The 14,752-nt window shown below is 57.4% G+C and carries 14 protein-coding genes; 7 read left to right on the top strand and 7 right to left on the bottom strand.

What is annotated here, in order from left to right:
• Positions 1–4 precede the first annotated feature (4 nt).
• Complete coding sequence (gene istA / locus CVV65_RS10530; RefSeq protein WP_157935348.1) at positions 5–1,459, bottom strand: IS21 family transposase; 1,455 nt, start codon at positions 1,457–1,459, stop codon at positions 5–7.
• A 97-nt stretch (positions 1,460–1,556) separates the two neighbouring features.
• Between istA and CVV65_RS10525 the strand changes: the two genes are divergently transcribed.
• Together CVV65_RS10525 and CVV65_RS10520 are read left to right on the top strand one after the other, a co-directional pair.
• On the top strand, positions 1,557–2,888 hold the full coding sequence (locus CVV65_RS10525; protein ID WP_331250467.1) for a hydantoinase/oxoprolinase family protein: 1,332 nt from the start codon (positions 1,557–1,559) through the stop codon (positions 2,886–2,888).
• A gap of 4 nt (positions 2,889–2,892) precedes the next feature.
• The gene (locus CVV65_RS10520) at positions 2,893–3,465 is read left to right on the top strand and encodes an acetone carboxylase subunit gamma (RefSeq protein ID WP_100668086.1); all 573 of its coding nucleotides are present in this window, start codon (positions 2,893–2,895) and stop codon (positions 3,463–3,465) included.
• A gap of 82 nt (positions 3,466–3,547) precedes the next feature.
• On the opposite strand, the gene CVV65_RS10515 is transcribed toward CVV65_RS10520, so the two are convergent.
• Positions 3,548–4,051: a hypothetical protein gene (locus CVV65_RS10515; protein WP_100669420.1), complete on the bottom strand. Its 504-nt coding sequence runs from the start codon at positions 4,049–4,051 to the stop codon at positions 3,548–3,550.
• Between the two features lie 261 nt (positions 4,052–4,312).
• Between CVV65_RS10515 and CVV65_RS10510 the strand changes: the two genes are divergently transcribed.
• Positions 4,313–5,275 (top strand): DMT family transporter, encoded by a 963-nt coding sequence (locus tag CVV65_RS10510; protein WP_100668085.1) that lies wholly within the window; start codon positions 4,313–4,315, stop codon positions 5,273–5,275.
• Between the two features lie 120 nt (positions 5,276–5,395).
• Here the strand turns inward: CVV65_RS10510 and CVV65_RS10505 are convergent, their stop codons facing one another.
• Both CVV65_RS10505 and CVV65_RS10500 read right to left on the bottom strand, forming a co-directional pair.
• A complete protein-coding gene (locus CVV65_RS10505; RefSeq protein WP_100668084.1) occupies positions 5,396–5,905 on the bottom strand; it encodes a LysM peptidoglycan-binding domain-containing protein in 510 nt (169 codons plus the stop codon).
• Between the two features lie 81 nt (positions 5,906–5,986).
• Complete coding sequence (locus CVV65_RS10500; protein ID WP_100668083.1) at positions 5,987–7,777, bottom strand: methyl-accepting chemotaxis protein; 1,791 nt, start codon at positions 7,775–7,777, stop codon at positions 5,987–5,989.
• 185 nt (positions 7,778–7,962) lie between these two features.
• Between CVV65_RS10500 and CVV65_RS10495 the strand changes: the two genes are divergently transcribed.
• Genes CVV65_RS10495 through CVV65_RS10480 form a run of 4 tightly spaced genes read left to right on the top strand, consistent with a single transcriptional unit; the run spans position 7,963 to position 12,338 of the window.
• Complete coding sequence (locus tag CVV65_RS10495; protein WP_013075157.1) at positions 7,963–8,358, top strand: MerR family transcriptional regulator; 396 nt, start codon at positions 7,963–7,965, stop codon at positions 8,356–8,358.
• Positions 8,355–9,974, top strand: coding sequence for an acyl-CoA dehydrogenase family protein (locus CVV65_RS10490; protein WP_100668082.1), 1,620 nt, complete (start codon positions 8,355–8,357; stop codon positions 9,972–9,974). The genes CVV65_RS10495 and CVV65_RS10490 overlap by 4 nt, the downstream gene beginning before the upstream one ends.
• Positions 9,952–11,520 carry an AMP-binding protein gene (locus tag CVV65_RS10485; protein ID WP_100668081.1) on the top strand — a complete coding sequence of 523 codons (1,569 nt, stop codon included), beginning with the start codon at positions 9,952–9,954 and terminating at the stop codon, positions 11,518–11,520. The genes CVV65_RS10490 and CVV65_RS10485 overlap by 23 nt, the downstream gene beginning before the upstream one ends.
• A gap of 17 nt (positions 11,521–11,537) precedes the next feature.
• On the top strand, positions 11,538–12,338 hold the full coding sequence (locus tag CVV65_RS10480; protein ID WP_198591998.1) for a thioesterase family protein: 801 nt from the start codon (positions 11,538–11,540) through the stop codon (positions 12,336–12,338).
• Positions 12,339–12,348: 10 nt separating this feature from the next.
• Here the strand turns inward: CVV65_RS10480 and CVV65_RS17550 are convergent, their stop codons facing one another.
• The 3 genes from CVV65_RS17550 to CVV65_RS10470 all read right to left on the bottom strand — a co-directional run bounded on the left by CVV65_RS17550 (position 12,349) and on the right by CVV65_RS10470 (position 14,454).
• Entirely contained in the window at positions 12,349–12,480 is a 132-nt protein-coding gene (locus CVV65_RS17550) for an alpha-amylase family glycosyl hydrolase (RefSeq protein ID WP_456237323.1), read from the bottom strand.
• Entirely contained in the window at positions 12,440–12,529 is a 90-nt protein-coding gene (locus CVV65_RS17450; protein ID WP_198591997.1) for a LacI family DNA-binding transcriptional regulator, read from the bottom strand. Before CVV65_RS17450 ends, CVV65_RS17550 begins: the two co-directional genes overlap by 41 nt.
• Positions 12,530–12,678: 149 nt before the next feature.
• Positions 12,679–14,454, bottom strand: coding sequence for an NADPH-dependent assimilatory sulfite reductase hemoprotein subunit (locus tag CVV65_RS10470; protein WP_100669416.1), 1,776 nt, complete (start codon positions 14,452–14,454; stop codon positions 12,679–12,681).
• Positions 14,455–14,752 lie beyond the last annotated feature (298 nt).

Raw genomic sequence — 14,752 nt, 5'->3', positions numbered from 1 at the left:
CTTGTTAATGCAACAGTTGACTGTAGTAGGACAACGGGCGAATGGTGTCGGCGCGCCGAGATAACGCCTGGACCTCGACGTTTCTCGAAGAGGCGGCCGGTTTTGTCGGGTAGTTGGCCAGCAGTTTCAACACGACCTTCTCGTCCGTGGCTCCGTAAGCCAAGGCCTCCTTCAGGGCCATTTCAATAGACTCGTCGCTATAGGTGCTGCGCATGTCCAGGATGCGGGCGGCATGGTACCGAGCGTTGTGGGCATACCGACGGGTGAGCCCTTGGTAGAATGCCGCACCGCTGGGAAACACCTCGCAGAATCGCTGACGAACCGAGACACGCTCCCGGTGAGGCGCCTGGTGTTCGGGCAGCGTGTGGATCGAGCCGGTGTCTCTCGATTTGACGTGCCGACACAAGAAGGTGCCGTCTGGGCCGTACATCTCGACATATGCCCCCCTGGGTTGCGTCACCCACACCTCCCGGCCGAGGTAGGAGGGCGGGACCGAGTATTCCACGTGATCGACGGAGATGTATCCGTCTCTGCTGACGCGGCGCAAGACGCGCACACTGTCGACATACCTGCGCTCGGGGAGGGGCCGTAAAGCCGCCCGGTCCGCCTCAAACCGCTCCAACGGGGTTTGTCCCAACCGGCGGTGCACCCGCTGATTCTCCGATTCGTCAAAGGACTTCCCTTGGGTAATGAGGTCCTCAAAGTCTTTGAACTCCGTCCCTTTGAGGAAATGCTGTTCCAGCATATAGAAGGCCCGTTCCACTTTCCCCTTCGTTTGGGCGCGGTACGGGGCGCATGCATACGGGTCCATCCGGTACAGTCCCATGACCTTGAGAAATTCCGGGTGGTACCGTACAGCTCCATCCGGCCGATGATCCACGACCATTTGACCGGCATTGTCGATCAGCACCCTCTCAGGCACACCGCCAAAGTGGCGAATCCCGCACTCCAGAGCTTCCAGGACCGTCTCCAGCGTTTGATTCAGCGCAAAGTGCGTGTATCGCATTCGACTATAACTGAGAATGTAACGGTACGCGTATACCTTGACCTCCTTGCCTCCTATCTTTACTGAGTACTCCGACCAGTCGAACTGGGCTTGTTCACCTGGAGCCGTCTCCATCCGCTGAACCCGCACTTCGGTGTGCGGCTGTTCTTTCTTCAGCCGCTGCAGACACCGGTGAACCGCAGAAAGTGAACCTTGGTACCCCATCTTCTGCAACTCCGCATAGATTCGTGTTCCGATCAATTGTTTTTCCACGTACATCTGTCGAATGTGCTCCAGGAATGGGTCTGTTGCCCGAGCCGACGGCTTCTTTCGCACATACTTGGGTGGATCGTCTCCCCGCAAGGCACGACGCACAGTGTTGCGCGAAATTCCCAGTTGCCGCGCAATCGCCTTAATACTGACACCGCGGGCATGGAGTGCTCGAATCGCAGTCCAATCCTCGATAGAGATCAACCCTTTCTCCCCCGCTCCCACTCAGATTAGTAGGAGCGTACCAGTCTATCTGGTGGGGGTCAATTTTCACTGACGATCTGGGGTCCATTTTCAGTGTATATCAACACGGGATTCCGGAATCATCGATCAGTTTTGGGTAAATACACCGATGGTAGCGGTCGATTCAATTGGATCCGGTACCGGATCGTTTGTCCGGGTGGATCCGGTTACCCAACGGGTTCGCCTCGGTCCCGACAGTGCGGGGTACCGTGTGGGGGTGTGTTGGCCCGAAGGTGGGGTCGACACCGTAACCGTTAACGATGCCAACCTCATTCTCGGGTATCTAAATCCGGATAACTTTCTGGGTGGCCAGGTAAAATTGGATCGGGAGCGAGCGACGCGGCTGTTCAAGGAGCAAATCGCGGACCGTCTGGGTATCGATGTATTCGAAGCGGCTTGGGGAGTTCACAACTTGGCCAATCTCACGCTCAAGCTTCATTTGCAACAGGTCATGCTCGGAATGGGATTCGGACCAGAGGTATTTCATCTCGTTGGATATGGGGGTGGAGGTCCCCTTCACGCCATTGGGTACACCCATGGTCTGGACCTGGCCGGAGTGATGATTCCAACCTGGGCCCCGGGCTTTTCCGCGTTCGGTGCGGCTTGCGGGGAATATGGTGTACGACAGGAAATTTCCACGGATATTTTTGTGCCACCTCCAGCGGGAGTAGATCCCACTGGAATCGCGTTGCAGATCATGCGTGGTGCTTACGATTCCTTACCTCCTGATGTCAAGGGCAGTGTCGATGAACAGTTAGCCCAAGGTCTGCGGTTGGAAGCCGCCATGAGAGGCGTGTTGAATCAGGTCGCGCTGGACCAGCTGAGCCGAGCGTGGAGTTCTCTGAAAGGCCAGATTGAGCTGGAAGCCTCTCGGGAGGGTCTGGATCCGACTCGATTGCGTTTTGTGTTTGGTGCGCGGATGCGCTACGCCGGTATGTTGGATGATCTGGAAGTACAGACTGGGGCCCCAGAGATCAAACCGGAAACTCTCTCTGAATTGGCGGAGCAATTCGAAGTGAGTTTTGACAAGGTATATGCCCGGGCAGCTCGGAGCACCGAGTTTGGGTACCAAATTACTCGGGCTGTAGTCACGGGGTATTACGAAAGTGTAAGGCCCACTGTGCCGGAAGAGTCGTTGGACGGTGAAACACCGGCGCAAGGCTGTCGAAAAGACCACAGACCGATATTTTGGAACGGCACCTGGCATGAGTCGGATGTATATGAAATGGATCGGGTTCGGGCAGGGAATGTGTTGACAGGTCCGTGTTTGGTGGAGTCGCCCGCGACGACTATTCTAGTTCCGCCGGAGTATCGGCTTTATATGGACCGCCGACGGGTGTTCTGGGTGGTCCGGCCCGGCGAGGATGTAGCGATGTATAAGGGAAGGTGAGATCATGGCGGTCAGTCGTGAGAAAATCCAGCGAATTGCCGATATGCTGGAGGGACGAATTTCTACCCAGGAGCTGTTTCGGGTGATCGCGGGACAGAAGGACCCCGAAGCCTTTGATGCGTTGGTGGCGTATTTTCAGGAGAAGGTGCCCTGGACTGAGCGTGTGATTCTTCCGCTTTCCGATCACCTTTGCATCGTGTCCAAGACTGAAGGAACAAAGAAAAAAGCGATTGTGAAATGTACCTGCGGATACGAATTCGAGGACTATCGTGTGAATTGGAAAGTGAAGGCGAGAGTCTATGTCCGCGAGTCATCGGAGGAATTTCACGAAATTTATCCCCAGTATATGCATGCTGAACCAGGTTGGCAGGTTTTGAGGGAGTATTATTGTCCTGGTTGCCTTACTTTGCTTGAGGTCGAGGCGGTCCCGGTTGGATATCCTCCTACTTTTGACGCTCTACCTGACATTCAAACCCTTTACAGAGATTGGCTTGGACGCGAATTGCCTGTGGACGAGCATACATTTGGAGACCTGACGGCGGACTATGTGAAAACACATTTCACTGTAAATCACTGAAAACAAGAAGCATTGGATGGGTTGCCGACAAAATCTTGACTCAGGGTTAAACGGGCGGTGAGGTTGCCGCCCGTTTGTCTGATTACATGCCTGGGTAAAACCACGAGGTCGGCAGGAGAAAGGTCCACGGGGCGGTTATAACTGCCAAGGTGGCCGATAATTTGGTCCGGGTAACCTTTTCCGCGACGATGCGCTTAAACGTGAAAAAGTAATTCAGCGCGTAAATGCACAGGGCGGAGAGAATGATGGCGCCGAGGACGGTGAGGAAGGCACCGACATTGGTAAAAGGGTTCAAGTTGACGGCGGAGACGAGGGATGGCGGGATGGACAAGGGAAGGCCGGTCACCGCAAGAAGCGTTATAACGCCGACAAGGTCCGCCACAAATCCGAAAAGCACAACCTTAAGAATCGAAGATTTATAAAGCGTTTTCAAACTTTGATTTGTGATTCTTGGCACTCCTGCGAGGGTATAGACCGCCACGAGCACCAGGCTATCCAAGAGAAAATTTCCAACCACAACCAAGATGATGACGGGTGGCAGTAACCAGAGGAACCAGATCGGGAAGATGATATTCCGCGCTTTCATGATCATCCCTCATTTCGCCTTTGGCTCGGCTACATTCCTCGGTGGAACCTTCGCAGCTGTCGCAGCTTCTTCAAGATACACGAAAATTCCCGGAGCCACAAGATTGTCTTTGCCACCCTACAAAAATGTTAAAGAAAGCGGGGACGCGAAGTCGTAAACCAGGCCCGTTGACCGAGTGGGAAGGCTGGGCATAAACTAGTGACTGTGGCGCAGTTTTCCGTGTAGGCCTATGCGAATCCAGGGTTCTGGGGGGGATGGATCGTGCAAGCGGTGGCCCTCGGAATTCTGGCGTCGTTCTTTTTTGCGGTAACTTTTGTGTTGAATCAATTGATGGCAGATGCCGGTGGAAGTTGGGTGTGGAGCGCATCGCTCCGCTTCTTTTTCATGGTGCCGCTGCTGATGGCGATTGTCTGGGTCAGGAAAGGGATCCGGCCCCTGTTTGTGGAGATGCGGCGTCATCCATGGCTGTGGCTTTGGTGGAGTTTCGTCGGGTTTGGCTTATTCTACGCGCCGCTTTGTTTTGCCGCGGCCTTCAGCCCAGCTTGGCTGACCGCGGGAGCCTGGCAGTTTACGATTATCGCCGGTTCCCTGGTGGTACCGCTGTTTGATGAGCTCGTGGCGACCCCGGAAGGGGTTGTGCGCCGGCGCAAGCGGATTCCGTGGAGGCGGATGGGCATGTCGGTGATCATCCTCGCCGGGATCGGGCTCATGGAGTGGTCTCAATCTACCCACGTTCCCCTGCGCGAGTTCCTCTTAGGCGCTCTCCCCATCCTGGTGGCGGCCTTCGCGTACCCCCTCGGCAATCGCAAGATGATGGAACTGTGCACAGGCCGGGTAAACGCCTACCAGCGAACCTTGGGCATGACTATCGCCAGCCTACCCGTTTGGCTCGTTCTGTCGGTGGGTCAACTCGTCGCCCAAGGAGGACCGAGTGCCGGTCAGACCTTGCAATCCCTGATCGTTGCCCTGTCCTCCGGTGTGATCGCCACGGTGCTATTTTTCCGGGCGACCGATTTGGCGGGTGGCGACGTTCATCAACTGGCTACCGTGGAAGCCACTCAGTCGGGAGAAGTGGTCTTTGCTCTAATCGGCGAGCTCTTGGTGATTCCCGGTACGCATATTTCCATAGAAGGTTTGGTCGGCCTGGGTCTGGTGGTCCTGGGCATGATTCTGCACAGCCTTGTCTCCGTTCGCTCCACGCACGCCACCTGGGGTGCAGCCTGAGGTGTGCGGGACTTGGTCCCTTTCTGGGCCTGGGCGAGGATCCAGAGGGCGTTCTCGAATCTCCAGGCCCGGGAGGGGCTATGTCTGTGGAGATGTGAGGTGCCTGCTGCAACGGTGAGGTCACGGCAGACAAATCGTCTGTCCGATGAGCAGGGCCTCGGGACGAACGTGGGGATTCATCCTCATCAAAGCGTCGACTGAAATATTAAACCGCTGGGCAATGGAGTAAAAGGTGTCGCCGGGCTGAACGATATAGCGGTGGGGACAGGTGACCGGCGGAACGGCGAGGGGGATGCAGATGATCTGCCCCACTCGCAGGCGGTAGGGATCGATTCCCGGGTTCGCCTCGATGAGATCGGCCAAGGAAACGTTGAAAAATTGTGCAATGGCAGCCAGGGTGTCCCCGGGGCGGATGGTGTAGTAATTTCCTTCTGGGCACGCCGGGTAGATGGGTTGATGAGGGATGCAGAGCTGCTGTCCGATGCGAAGATGGTACGGGTCGACGAAGGGATTGGCTGAGATGATGGCACCGACGGTGGTCCGATAACGCTGGGCCAAGTGATACAGCGTATCACCCGGCCTCACAAAATAAGGAAACGTTCGCGGTGGACAGGGCCTGAGGGCATTCATCGGCGGTTTTCCACCTCTTGTCACCGGAAATTTGCCCCATTGTATGCGAATCCGGCCCAAGGTGTGCGGCTGTCCCCCAGGTTAACGTGTGTCCGCGCCGGATACAGCGGCATGGAGAGTCTGCGCCTTTCCCGTTTTGAGATCTTGCAACAACTGCCTCAGATGTCCCACCACTTTCTGGGATGCCCGTTCCAGATCCGCCAAGCGGCTTCGCGCCTTCACCGTTTCTCCCGCCCGGATGAGCCGGTGAATCTCCTCCGCGAGCCGATGCACCTGGATGTGGGGTTCTTCAATGGCCCGGAAAGAATCCATGGAGGACAAGGGCGTCCGATTCCGGGCCTGTTCGTACCACTGTCCCAGGCGGCACCGGCGATGATCGAGCAACTCTTTTTCATCGATCACATGGTAACCGAGGATCATGTTGTACAGCCACCATTTCCACAGCAGGTGTTCCGTAATGACCACGCGGACCAGCTGCGCGTCTTCCAAACGAGGGATGTTGCCAATGAGTTCGAGGCGCAGGCGATTGGCTTGAACACTGGTTTCATGGATCTGATTTCCGATCCGGTTCGCCTCATCATCGGTGCGGGCCACATCGCCCAGGACGTGATCGATGCGAAGGGCAATGTCATCGGTGGCTGCAGCCTGCTCTTCCGTCGTCGCCGCCACTTCATTGAAAAACTCCGCCATGTGTCCCACCTGGCTGACAATCTCCTCGAGGGTCCGGAGCGCATCCCGGGATTGCGCCACCCGGAGGCCGAGGTTGTCGACGACCTGGTCAGCCAACTCCCGAACGGCCCGGGTTTCCCGTTGCACTTGTTCCACAGTCCCCGCGATCCGATGAATCGACTCCTTCGTCTGATCGGCCAGGGTGCGCACCTCGGAGGCAACGACCGCAAATCCCCGACCGTGATCGCCAGCCCGGGCCGCCTCGATGGCCGCGTTTAGGGCCAAGAGGTTCGTCTGATCGGCGATCTTGCGGATGAGACTGGCGATGTGGGAAATGTCCTCGGCAGCGTTCGATAATCCGACGATCTTCTCCCGGGCGGCTTTGAACGACTCCCCCAGATCTGTCATACCCTGGAGGGATTCCTGAATGACGCGGCGGCCGGATTCCACATGGTGAATCACCTGGTCGGAATAGTCGGCGACCCGGCTAGCCTGTTGGGCGACCTCTCGAATGGATGCCGTCAGTTGTTCGGCGGCGGCGCTGATCCCTTCGGCGTGGTTTTTTGACGTCGCAGACGCCTCCAGGATGTTCGCCGTTCCGTCAATCTTCAGAATCGACTCCATAATGCCCGAGATGTGATCGATGAACCGGAACTCGGTCTCCTCCTCGTAGGCTTCGAGAATCAACTGCATGTCAAAGGAGATCACTTTTAACACAGAAAGCAAGATGTCAGCCAATTGGTCCGGCTTTCTGGAATGACTATGTACCAATCGCGGGATGAGATGCTCGTAAAGTCTTATATAGGAGGCGATGTACCATTTGGCGGGGAGATGGACTTGACTGTGAATCCGTCCGATCGCTCGGCGGGTTTTGACGAAGTTATCATCAAAGTCTTCTATTGAAAATAAATTTGTGAAATAATGAACAAATGTCCCCGTCAGTTGTTCCCGGTTGCTGTGGCGGTCCATGATCGCTTGCAACTCCGGGATCTCTTCAATTCGATCATAATGCTCTGCAGCCACCTCGTGGACAACAGCCTTGATGTCACTTTTCAAAGCCCGCACCGTTTCCAAGTCCCGTGCGGACAAATGGAGAAATGTTAACTGATCGGTAACTTCAGGAGATGATTGGATCTCCAATTTCTTGCCCGTCCGAGTTGGTTCCTGTGGCCCTTTCCCTCTCCACTTTGCCCGATCGATCACCCGAAAGCCCCCCATACCACAATCAGAATCGTTGTTTGAATTATTTTATCGTAAAAAGTTATGGTGGTCAATGTCTCAGGGGTTCATGTCCGGCCGTAGGTCGGTTTTCGGCGTTATTGACGTTTCCGTAAACGTTATGTTAGAATCGACACCAGAACAATGTGACAGTCCAGGGGGAATGATCGGTGTCCCGGCAGTATACGATCTCGGATCTGGCCCAGATGTACGACACCACCACCCGTACCATCCGTTATTACGAGGAATTGGGATTACTGCGTCCGGAGCGGGAAGGTTCTCGGCGGGTGTATTCCGAACGGGATCGGGTCAGGCTGCAACTCATTCTGCGGGGGCGGCGACTGGGTTTTCACTTGGACGAGATTCAGGAGTTGCTCGATTTGTACGATCTCGATCCCACCGAAGTGTATCAGCTGCGGGAGGTGATTCGAAAAGGGGACGAGAAGTTGGCCCAGATCGAGGCACAGATTCGGGATCTTGAGGCGATTCGCGAAGAGTTGCTGGATTTGCGGGCGAGGATGGAGCGCCTGCTTGCCGAAAAAATCCGGGGAGGAGCGGAATCATGAGGCATCAGTCCTATGCGTACGGCCTCAACCATTGGTTGGAGGATCGAGATCTGCAGGTGATTTTGTCGCACTATTGGCCTTCTTGGAAAGAGTATGCACCTGAACTGGAATCTTTTGGTGGGTTAGCGGGTGCCGATGTGTATGAAGCGATCTACCACATTGATCACGATGCGCCCCCGGTGCTCGTGATGCACGACCTAGACGGGAGGCGGGTGGATCGGGTTCGCCTGTCCCCGGTGGAGACGCGATTGCTCAAAGAGATCGCCCCGATGAATCGCGTCCCCTATGAGGGTGGAGGGTGGCATCACCACTACGCGCTCGGATATCTTCTGGCGGATCCGGGGCTGTACTGTGTGATCACCATCACCGGTCAAACAGCTTATGCGATCCACAAGTACGCTCCGGCGCACGCGGAGTGGAAAGAAAAGCTCTTGGCGGGGGAGATGTTCGGCGCCACTTGGATGACTGAAAACCAGGGGGGCAGCGACCTGGGGGCCAACACCACCGTAGCCCGACCGGACGGAGAGGTGTGGCGGCTGACAGGGGATAAATATTTTGCCAGTGGTGCCGGATTGACCGATGTCGCCATCGTGACGGCCCGGCCGGAAGGGGCTCCGGCGGGGCCAAAGGGACTGGCCCTGTTTCTCGTCCCCCGGCTCAACCGGGCCGGCGAACTGAATTATCGGGTCAGGCGCCTGAAGGACAAGAGTGCCACCCGGGCGGTACCTTCCGGGGAAGTGGAATTGGAGAATAGCGAGGCGTATCTCGTCGGCCGGGCGGAGGAAGGGATCTATTATACTTTGGAGAATCTCACGGTCTCCCGGCTGGCGAACGCCGTGGCGGGCATGGGCATCGCCAAAAAAGCGCATCTCGAGGTGATGGAGCGGGTTCGCCGGCGTCACTCCTTCGGCCGGGCCCTGCAGGACCACCCCTTGGTCCGACGAGACCTTGTGGACATGGCCGTCCGACTGGTCGGGGGAACGGTCCTGGGCTTTCACGCCGTGGAGGCTTTTCAGCGGGCATGGCACGAGCGACCGCCCTATTCCCCGGCGTACCACTACGCCAGGTTCCTCAGCCATTTGGCGAAAAATCGCACGGCCGACCACGCGGCGGAGATCACGCGGCTGGCGATGGAACTGTTCGGAGGCCTGGGGTTCCTGGAGGAATACGCTGTGGCCCGGTGGCACCGGGAGGCGCTGATCACGCCGATTTGGGAAGGGCCGAGCAATATCCAGGCTCTAGATCTTCTGGAGACGGTGCAAAAGAAGAATGCCCATGAAGGATTTTTGGCAGAATTTATCCCAATCCTGGAAAAGGTGGGGACGGTCGAGGCCGGATGGGCGAGGGAAACGATCGAGAAGGTGTTTACAGATGCGGCGGGGCTGAACCCTGAAGAGTTGCAATGGTATGCCAAACACTGGGTGGTCCAGATGGCTGACGCCGCTCAGGTGGCGCTGCTGTACCGGTTGGCGGAGACCGGCGGTGAGCGGTACAGCCGGTTGGCGACGCTGTATGCCCATCGCTTCTTGCGGGGCGAGGAGTATCCCGCCTGGGCGTTGCAGGAACCTCAGGTGTGGGGAGGTGCAGCCCAGTATGAAGAAGCTCGTCGTTCATGAACTGCTGCGGCACACGCTGCTCAGCCGTCCGGAGTCGGAGATTGTCAGCGGGGACGTACGGCTCCCCTATGCCCAGATGTACGATCGGGTGGTGCGGCTGGCGGATCGCCTGGGGCGCATGGGCGTCGGCCGGGGGACGGTGGTCGGGGTGCTGGACGTGAACAGCCATCGGTATCTGGAGCTCCACTATGCGTTATCCATGCTCGGTGCAGTGATTCATACTTTGAATTTTCGCCTAGCCGCTGAGGATCTTGCCCATACCATCCGGCATGCCAAAGACGAGTGGATTTTCGCGTGGGAAGGGTTTGCTGAGGCGGTCCGGCCGTTGAGATCGACCGTTTCCCGGTGGGTGTGGATGGGAGACGGGGCTGATCCGGAAGACGGTGCTCTCACCTATGAGGCGTTGGTGGCCGAGGGGCGCCTGGTGGAGCCGGACGGGGCGGATAGGATTGATGAGGCTGATCCGTATTCGATTTTTTATACCACGGGGACCACGGGGCGGCCCAAGGGATTGATGTATCGGCATCGTGATGTTATCCTGGCCTCGTTGCAAATCGCCCACCATCTCGCTTTGTATCGGACGGGTGCGTCGGTGGGGACCGGCGACGTGTTTATGCCCTTGATTCCATTTTTCCATATTCACGGTTGGGGATCGGCGATATTCGTTCCCTATCTGGGGGCGAAGCTGGTGCTTCCCGGCCGGGCGGGTCCTGCGGAACAGCTTGCGCTGATTCGTCGCGAAGGGGTGACTTGGAGCAACATGGTCCCCACTCAAATGCAAATGCTGTTGGATGCGGCGGGGGACGAGCCTTTGGGGCTCAAGGTTTTGACCGGTGGGAGTCCGCTTTCTTCGGGTCTCGCCCAGGCGGCCCGGGATCGGGGTGTAACCTACAGTTTGATCTATGGCGGTTCGGATCAGTTGGGGGCGAGCATTTCGGCGGTTCCTGAACATGTGGACCCGACTTCCGCGGAGGCCGGTCGGATTCTGGCCACCCGTACCCGGCCTCTTCCTATGGTGGAAATCGAGGTGCGCGACCGAGAGGGGTTGGCCGTTCCCCGGGACGGAAAGACCATCGGCGAGGTGTGGGTGCGCAGCCCTTGGTTGCCCCAGGGATACTACAACGATCCGGAGAGAACCCGGGAGAGTTATGTAGATGGCTGGTTCCGCAGCGGGGATCTTGCCGTTTTGGAAGACGATCGGACTTTATATGTGGTGGATCGGGAAAAAGATGCGGTCAAAAGCGGCGGGGAATGGATCCCTTGTGGAGTGTTGGAAAGTTTACTGTCCGAACACCCAAAGGTCATTGAAGCCGTGGTGGTGGCAAAACCGGACGAGCGATGGGGGGAACGGCCGCTGGCGGTGATTCGGCCCCGGACGCCGATCTTCCCCGAGGAATTGCGAGCTTACCTCGGGGGACTGGTCGATGCCGGAAAGCTCACTAAGTTCTGGGTGCCAGATGATTTCGTGTTTCTCGACAACCTGCCGGTGACCAGTGCGGGGAAAGTTCATAAAGTCTCTCTGCGAAAGATGTTGGGGCTCGCCTGAAAGGAGTGGAGTCGTCTTTGGCTGACATTGGCTTATCTGATAGCGTTTTTATCGTGAAAGAGAACACCGTCTACCCGACTGAACTGGCGCGGGGGCCCTGGGATCCCAATGCCCAACATGGCGGTGCTCCGGCAGGTCTGTTTGCCCAGCTCATCGAAAGGGCGGCAGAACCCCAGCGGGTGGTTCGCCTCACGGTGGAACTCCTGCGTCCAGTACCGCTGTGTCCTCTAACCTACCACGTGACGGGGGCGGCGGGACGCAGCGTTGGCCGCTGGACGGCCTCCTTGTCTGCCGGCGACCGGGAGGTGGCCCGGGCTTACGCCCTGACGGGCAGGATCGACCCGGAAGGGGTGATCCTGCCCCGGGCGGATGAGGGTGAACCGAATGACCAGCTTCCGTTCCCTGAAAACGGGCCGGCCTTTCGGATACCGGGGATGCCTGAACAGCGCTCATTCTACTGTACGGCGATGGAGGCGCGGCTGGTGACGGGCAGCGTGACGGAGCCGGGTCCGGCGGCGGTGTGGTTCCGGCTGCGCCATCCGTTGACCAATGGAGACCCTCTAACCCCCATGGGGCGTGCGGCGGCTTCGGCAGATTTTGGAAACGGCATCAGCTGGGTGTTGCCCTTTGACCAGTACGTGTACACCAATGCCGACCTCACCGTTTCCCTTTTTCGCATGCCCATGGGAGAATGGATCGGCGTCGATGCTAGAACCAGGATTGATCTACCGGGAATCGGTGTAACATCCACAAAATTGTACGATCGCCAGGGCCTGGTGGGTTTCGCCCATCAGACCCTCGTGGTTCGCCGGCGCTAAGCTTAGGATACTAATGGGTGATCGAATTCGGATCGGACAAGGCAGTTTTGACGTTGATCGACGTGTAATTGGGGTTGACCTTGATCCACGAGGTTCCCTTTTTAAAACCGGCGCAGCCGTTCGTCGACCAAGGCCGAGCGATTGAGGCCCCTGGATACCGTGGCGGTGGAAACCCCTGCCCGTTCCGCCACCTGGCGGATGGTGACTCAGGGATTGCCCGACGGCGGGGGCCGGGGGCGGCAGGGAGTGGAGTTCTAAAGAGGGCGAGCCGCTCCCTGCCCTGTCGCCCTTTGTACCGGTCGGCATGTTACGACAATGGAGATGGGTTCACAACGCAGGGTCATAGACCCTTTTGGGCTGGCGATGTTTCGCTGGTCTTCGCGATTTCCCGAAGGTGTTGGAGCCCCACCCGGGTGCAGAAGTCTCCGAAACGTTCCCCGGGACGGCGATGGCGTTGAAACGCCACGAGCAGCGGCCGCAAGACATTCACCAGTTTCTCGTAAGGAACTAAGGTCTCGTAGAGAGAGGCAAGCCGGGTTCCTACCGAATCTCCGCCCACCCAGATGTCGTATCGCCCGGGGCTCCGACCTACCAGTCCAATGTCCCCCACGTAGGGCCTAGCACAGCCGTTCGGGCAGCCGGTCATGCGGACGCTGAGGGGTTCGTCAGCCAGGCCGACTTCGGCCAGGGTTTGTTGCAACTTTTCGAGAAGCCCTGGAAGCGCTCGTTCTGATTCCGCCACCGCCAGTCCGCAGGTGGGTAGGGCGACACAGGACATGGCGAGGCGCTGGACCGGAGGCAACTCTTCCGCCAAAGGAACACCGAATTGGTGAAGCACCTTCGAAATTTCTGTTCTCACTCCGGGATCAAGGCCAGTGAGAAGAAGGTTTTGCTCGGGAGTAAGGCGAATCCCCGGTCGGTAACGACTGACGATTTCCCTCAGTGCCGTCTTCATCCGAAACGATCCCGTATCTCGAATGCGGCCGCTGGGGATGAAAATCCCCAACCATCCTCTTCCATCCCCCTGATCGTGCCAGCCCAGGTGATCATTTGTATTTTTCCAGTGCAGGGGACGTGCTGGGAGCAACTCCCATCCCAAGCGTTGCTCGACCTCGTGCCGAAACCATTCTAACCCCCGGTTGTCCAGGAGGTATTTTAGGCGAGCCTGTTTGCGATCAGAGCGGTTTCCATAATCTCGCTGGACCGAGACCACCGCCCGGGCCAGGGGGATGATTTGGTCGGGGGTTACAAACCCCAGAGGGGTGGCTAACCGCGGGTAAGTATCGGGCCGGGAAGCGGTTCGACCCATTCCGCCACCCACCAACACGGTGAAACCCTCCAGGTGCTCTTTGGTGCCGTGGGCGACCAAGCCGAGGTCGTTGGTGTACACATCCACACAATTGTCCCCTTCAATGGCCAAAGCCACTTTGAACTTGCGCGGAAGATACGTTTGACCGTAGAGAGGCTCAACGGGATCGGCCACCTCAGCACCCGCGCTCACAGGCTGGGAGGTACCGTATATTTCCGCACCTGCCTCGTCGGCACCGACGTCCACCCGCTGGCCGTCCAGCCAGATTTCGTGGTAGGCGGGCGTCTTCGCCGACAGGGCGTCCGCCAAACTTTTGAGGACATTTTCCAACTCCCGGCGAAAAGGGGTGTTAAGGGGCGCCGGGCACAGAATGATGTTCCGAACCTGATCGCCACATCCTCCCAGAGTCGTGACCAACTGTTCGTTGATCGACCGAATGGTTTTTTTGAGATTGCCCTTCAGAACTCCGTGCCATTGGAACGTTTGGCGGGTGGTGATTCGCAGGCTTCCTTGTCCATAACGGTCACTGAGTTCGTCGAACACCAGATAGGCCTCCGGGGTGACGATGCCCCCCGGGATCCGGGCCCGGATCATCATCTGGTGGTGTGGTTCTTGGCCTTGCTTTTTCAATTGCGGGCGCAGATCGCGGTCGTCTTGTTGATAAATACCGTGGAATTTTAGAATCTCTCGGTTCTCATCCGAGAAGGAGGCAGTGTTTTCGGCCAACTCTGAAGCGATGGTGCCCCGAAGATAATCGCTGCGGGCTTTTATCGTTTCATTCTTGGTGGGGGAATGGGAGTCGCTCATCTCATCGCCTTCTTTCTCATTGGGAATGTCATCGATTCGGATTGGATTATACATAAATTCCGGGTAATTATCAATATCAGGGCTGTTAACTTGATATTTTCGATAAAAAAATAACGAAGGATTGTCTTCGTTCCCATGTACTAGATCTGCGGGCTGGGTCCGTCGTGGTTTGGGACACCCCGTTTACAGGTGCAACGGATTGTGTATAGAATACTTATAGATGAAATTTGCACTTACTGAAGGTCGGCCTTCCCGTGATGAAGGTGTGGGGATGGCTGGGATGGAAATGGCCGAATCT

Source organism: Kyrpidia spormannii, from assembly GCF_002804065.1.
Taxonomy (GTDB): Bacteria; Bacillota; Bacilli; order Kyrpidiales; family Kyrpidiaceae; genus Kyrpidia; species Kyrpidia spormannii.
Note: the sequence above shows the minus strand (reverse complement) of the source record. Positions and strands in the feature narration are given on the sequence as shown.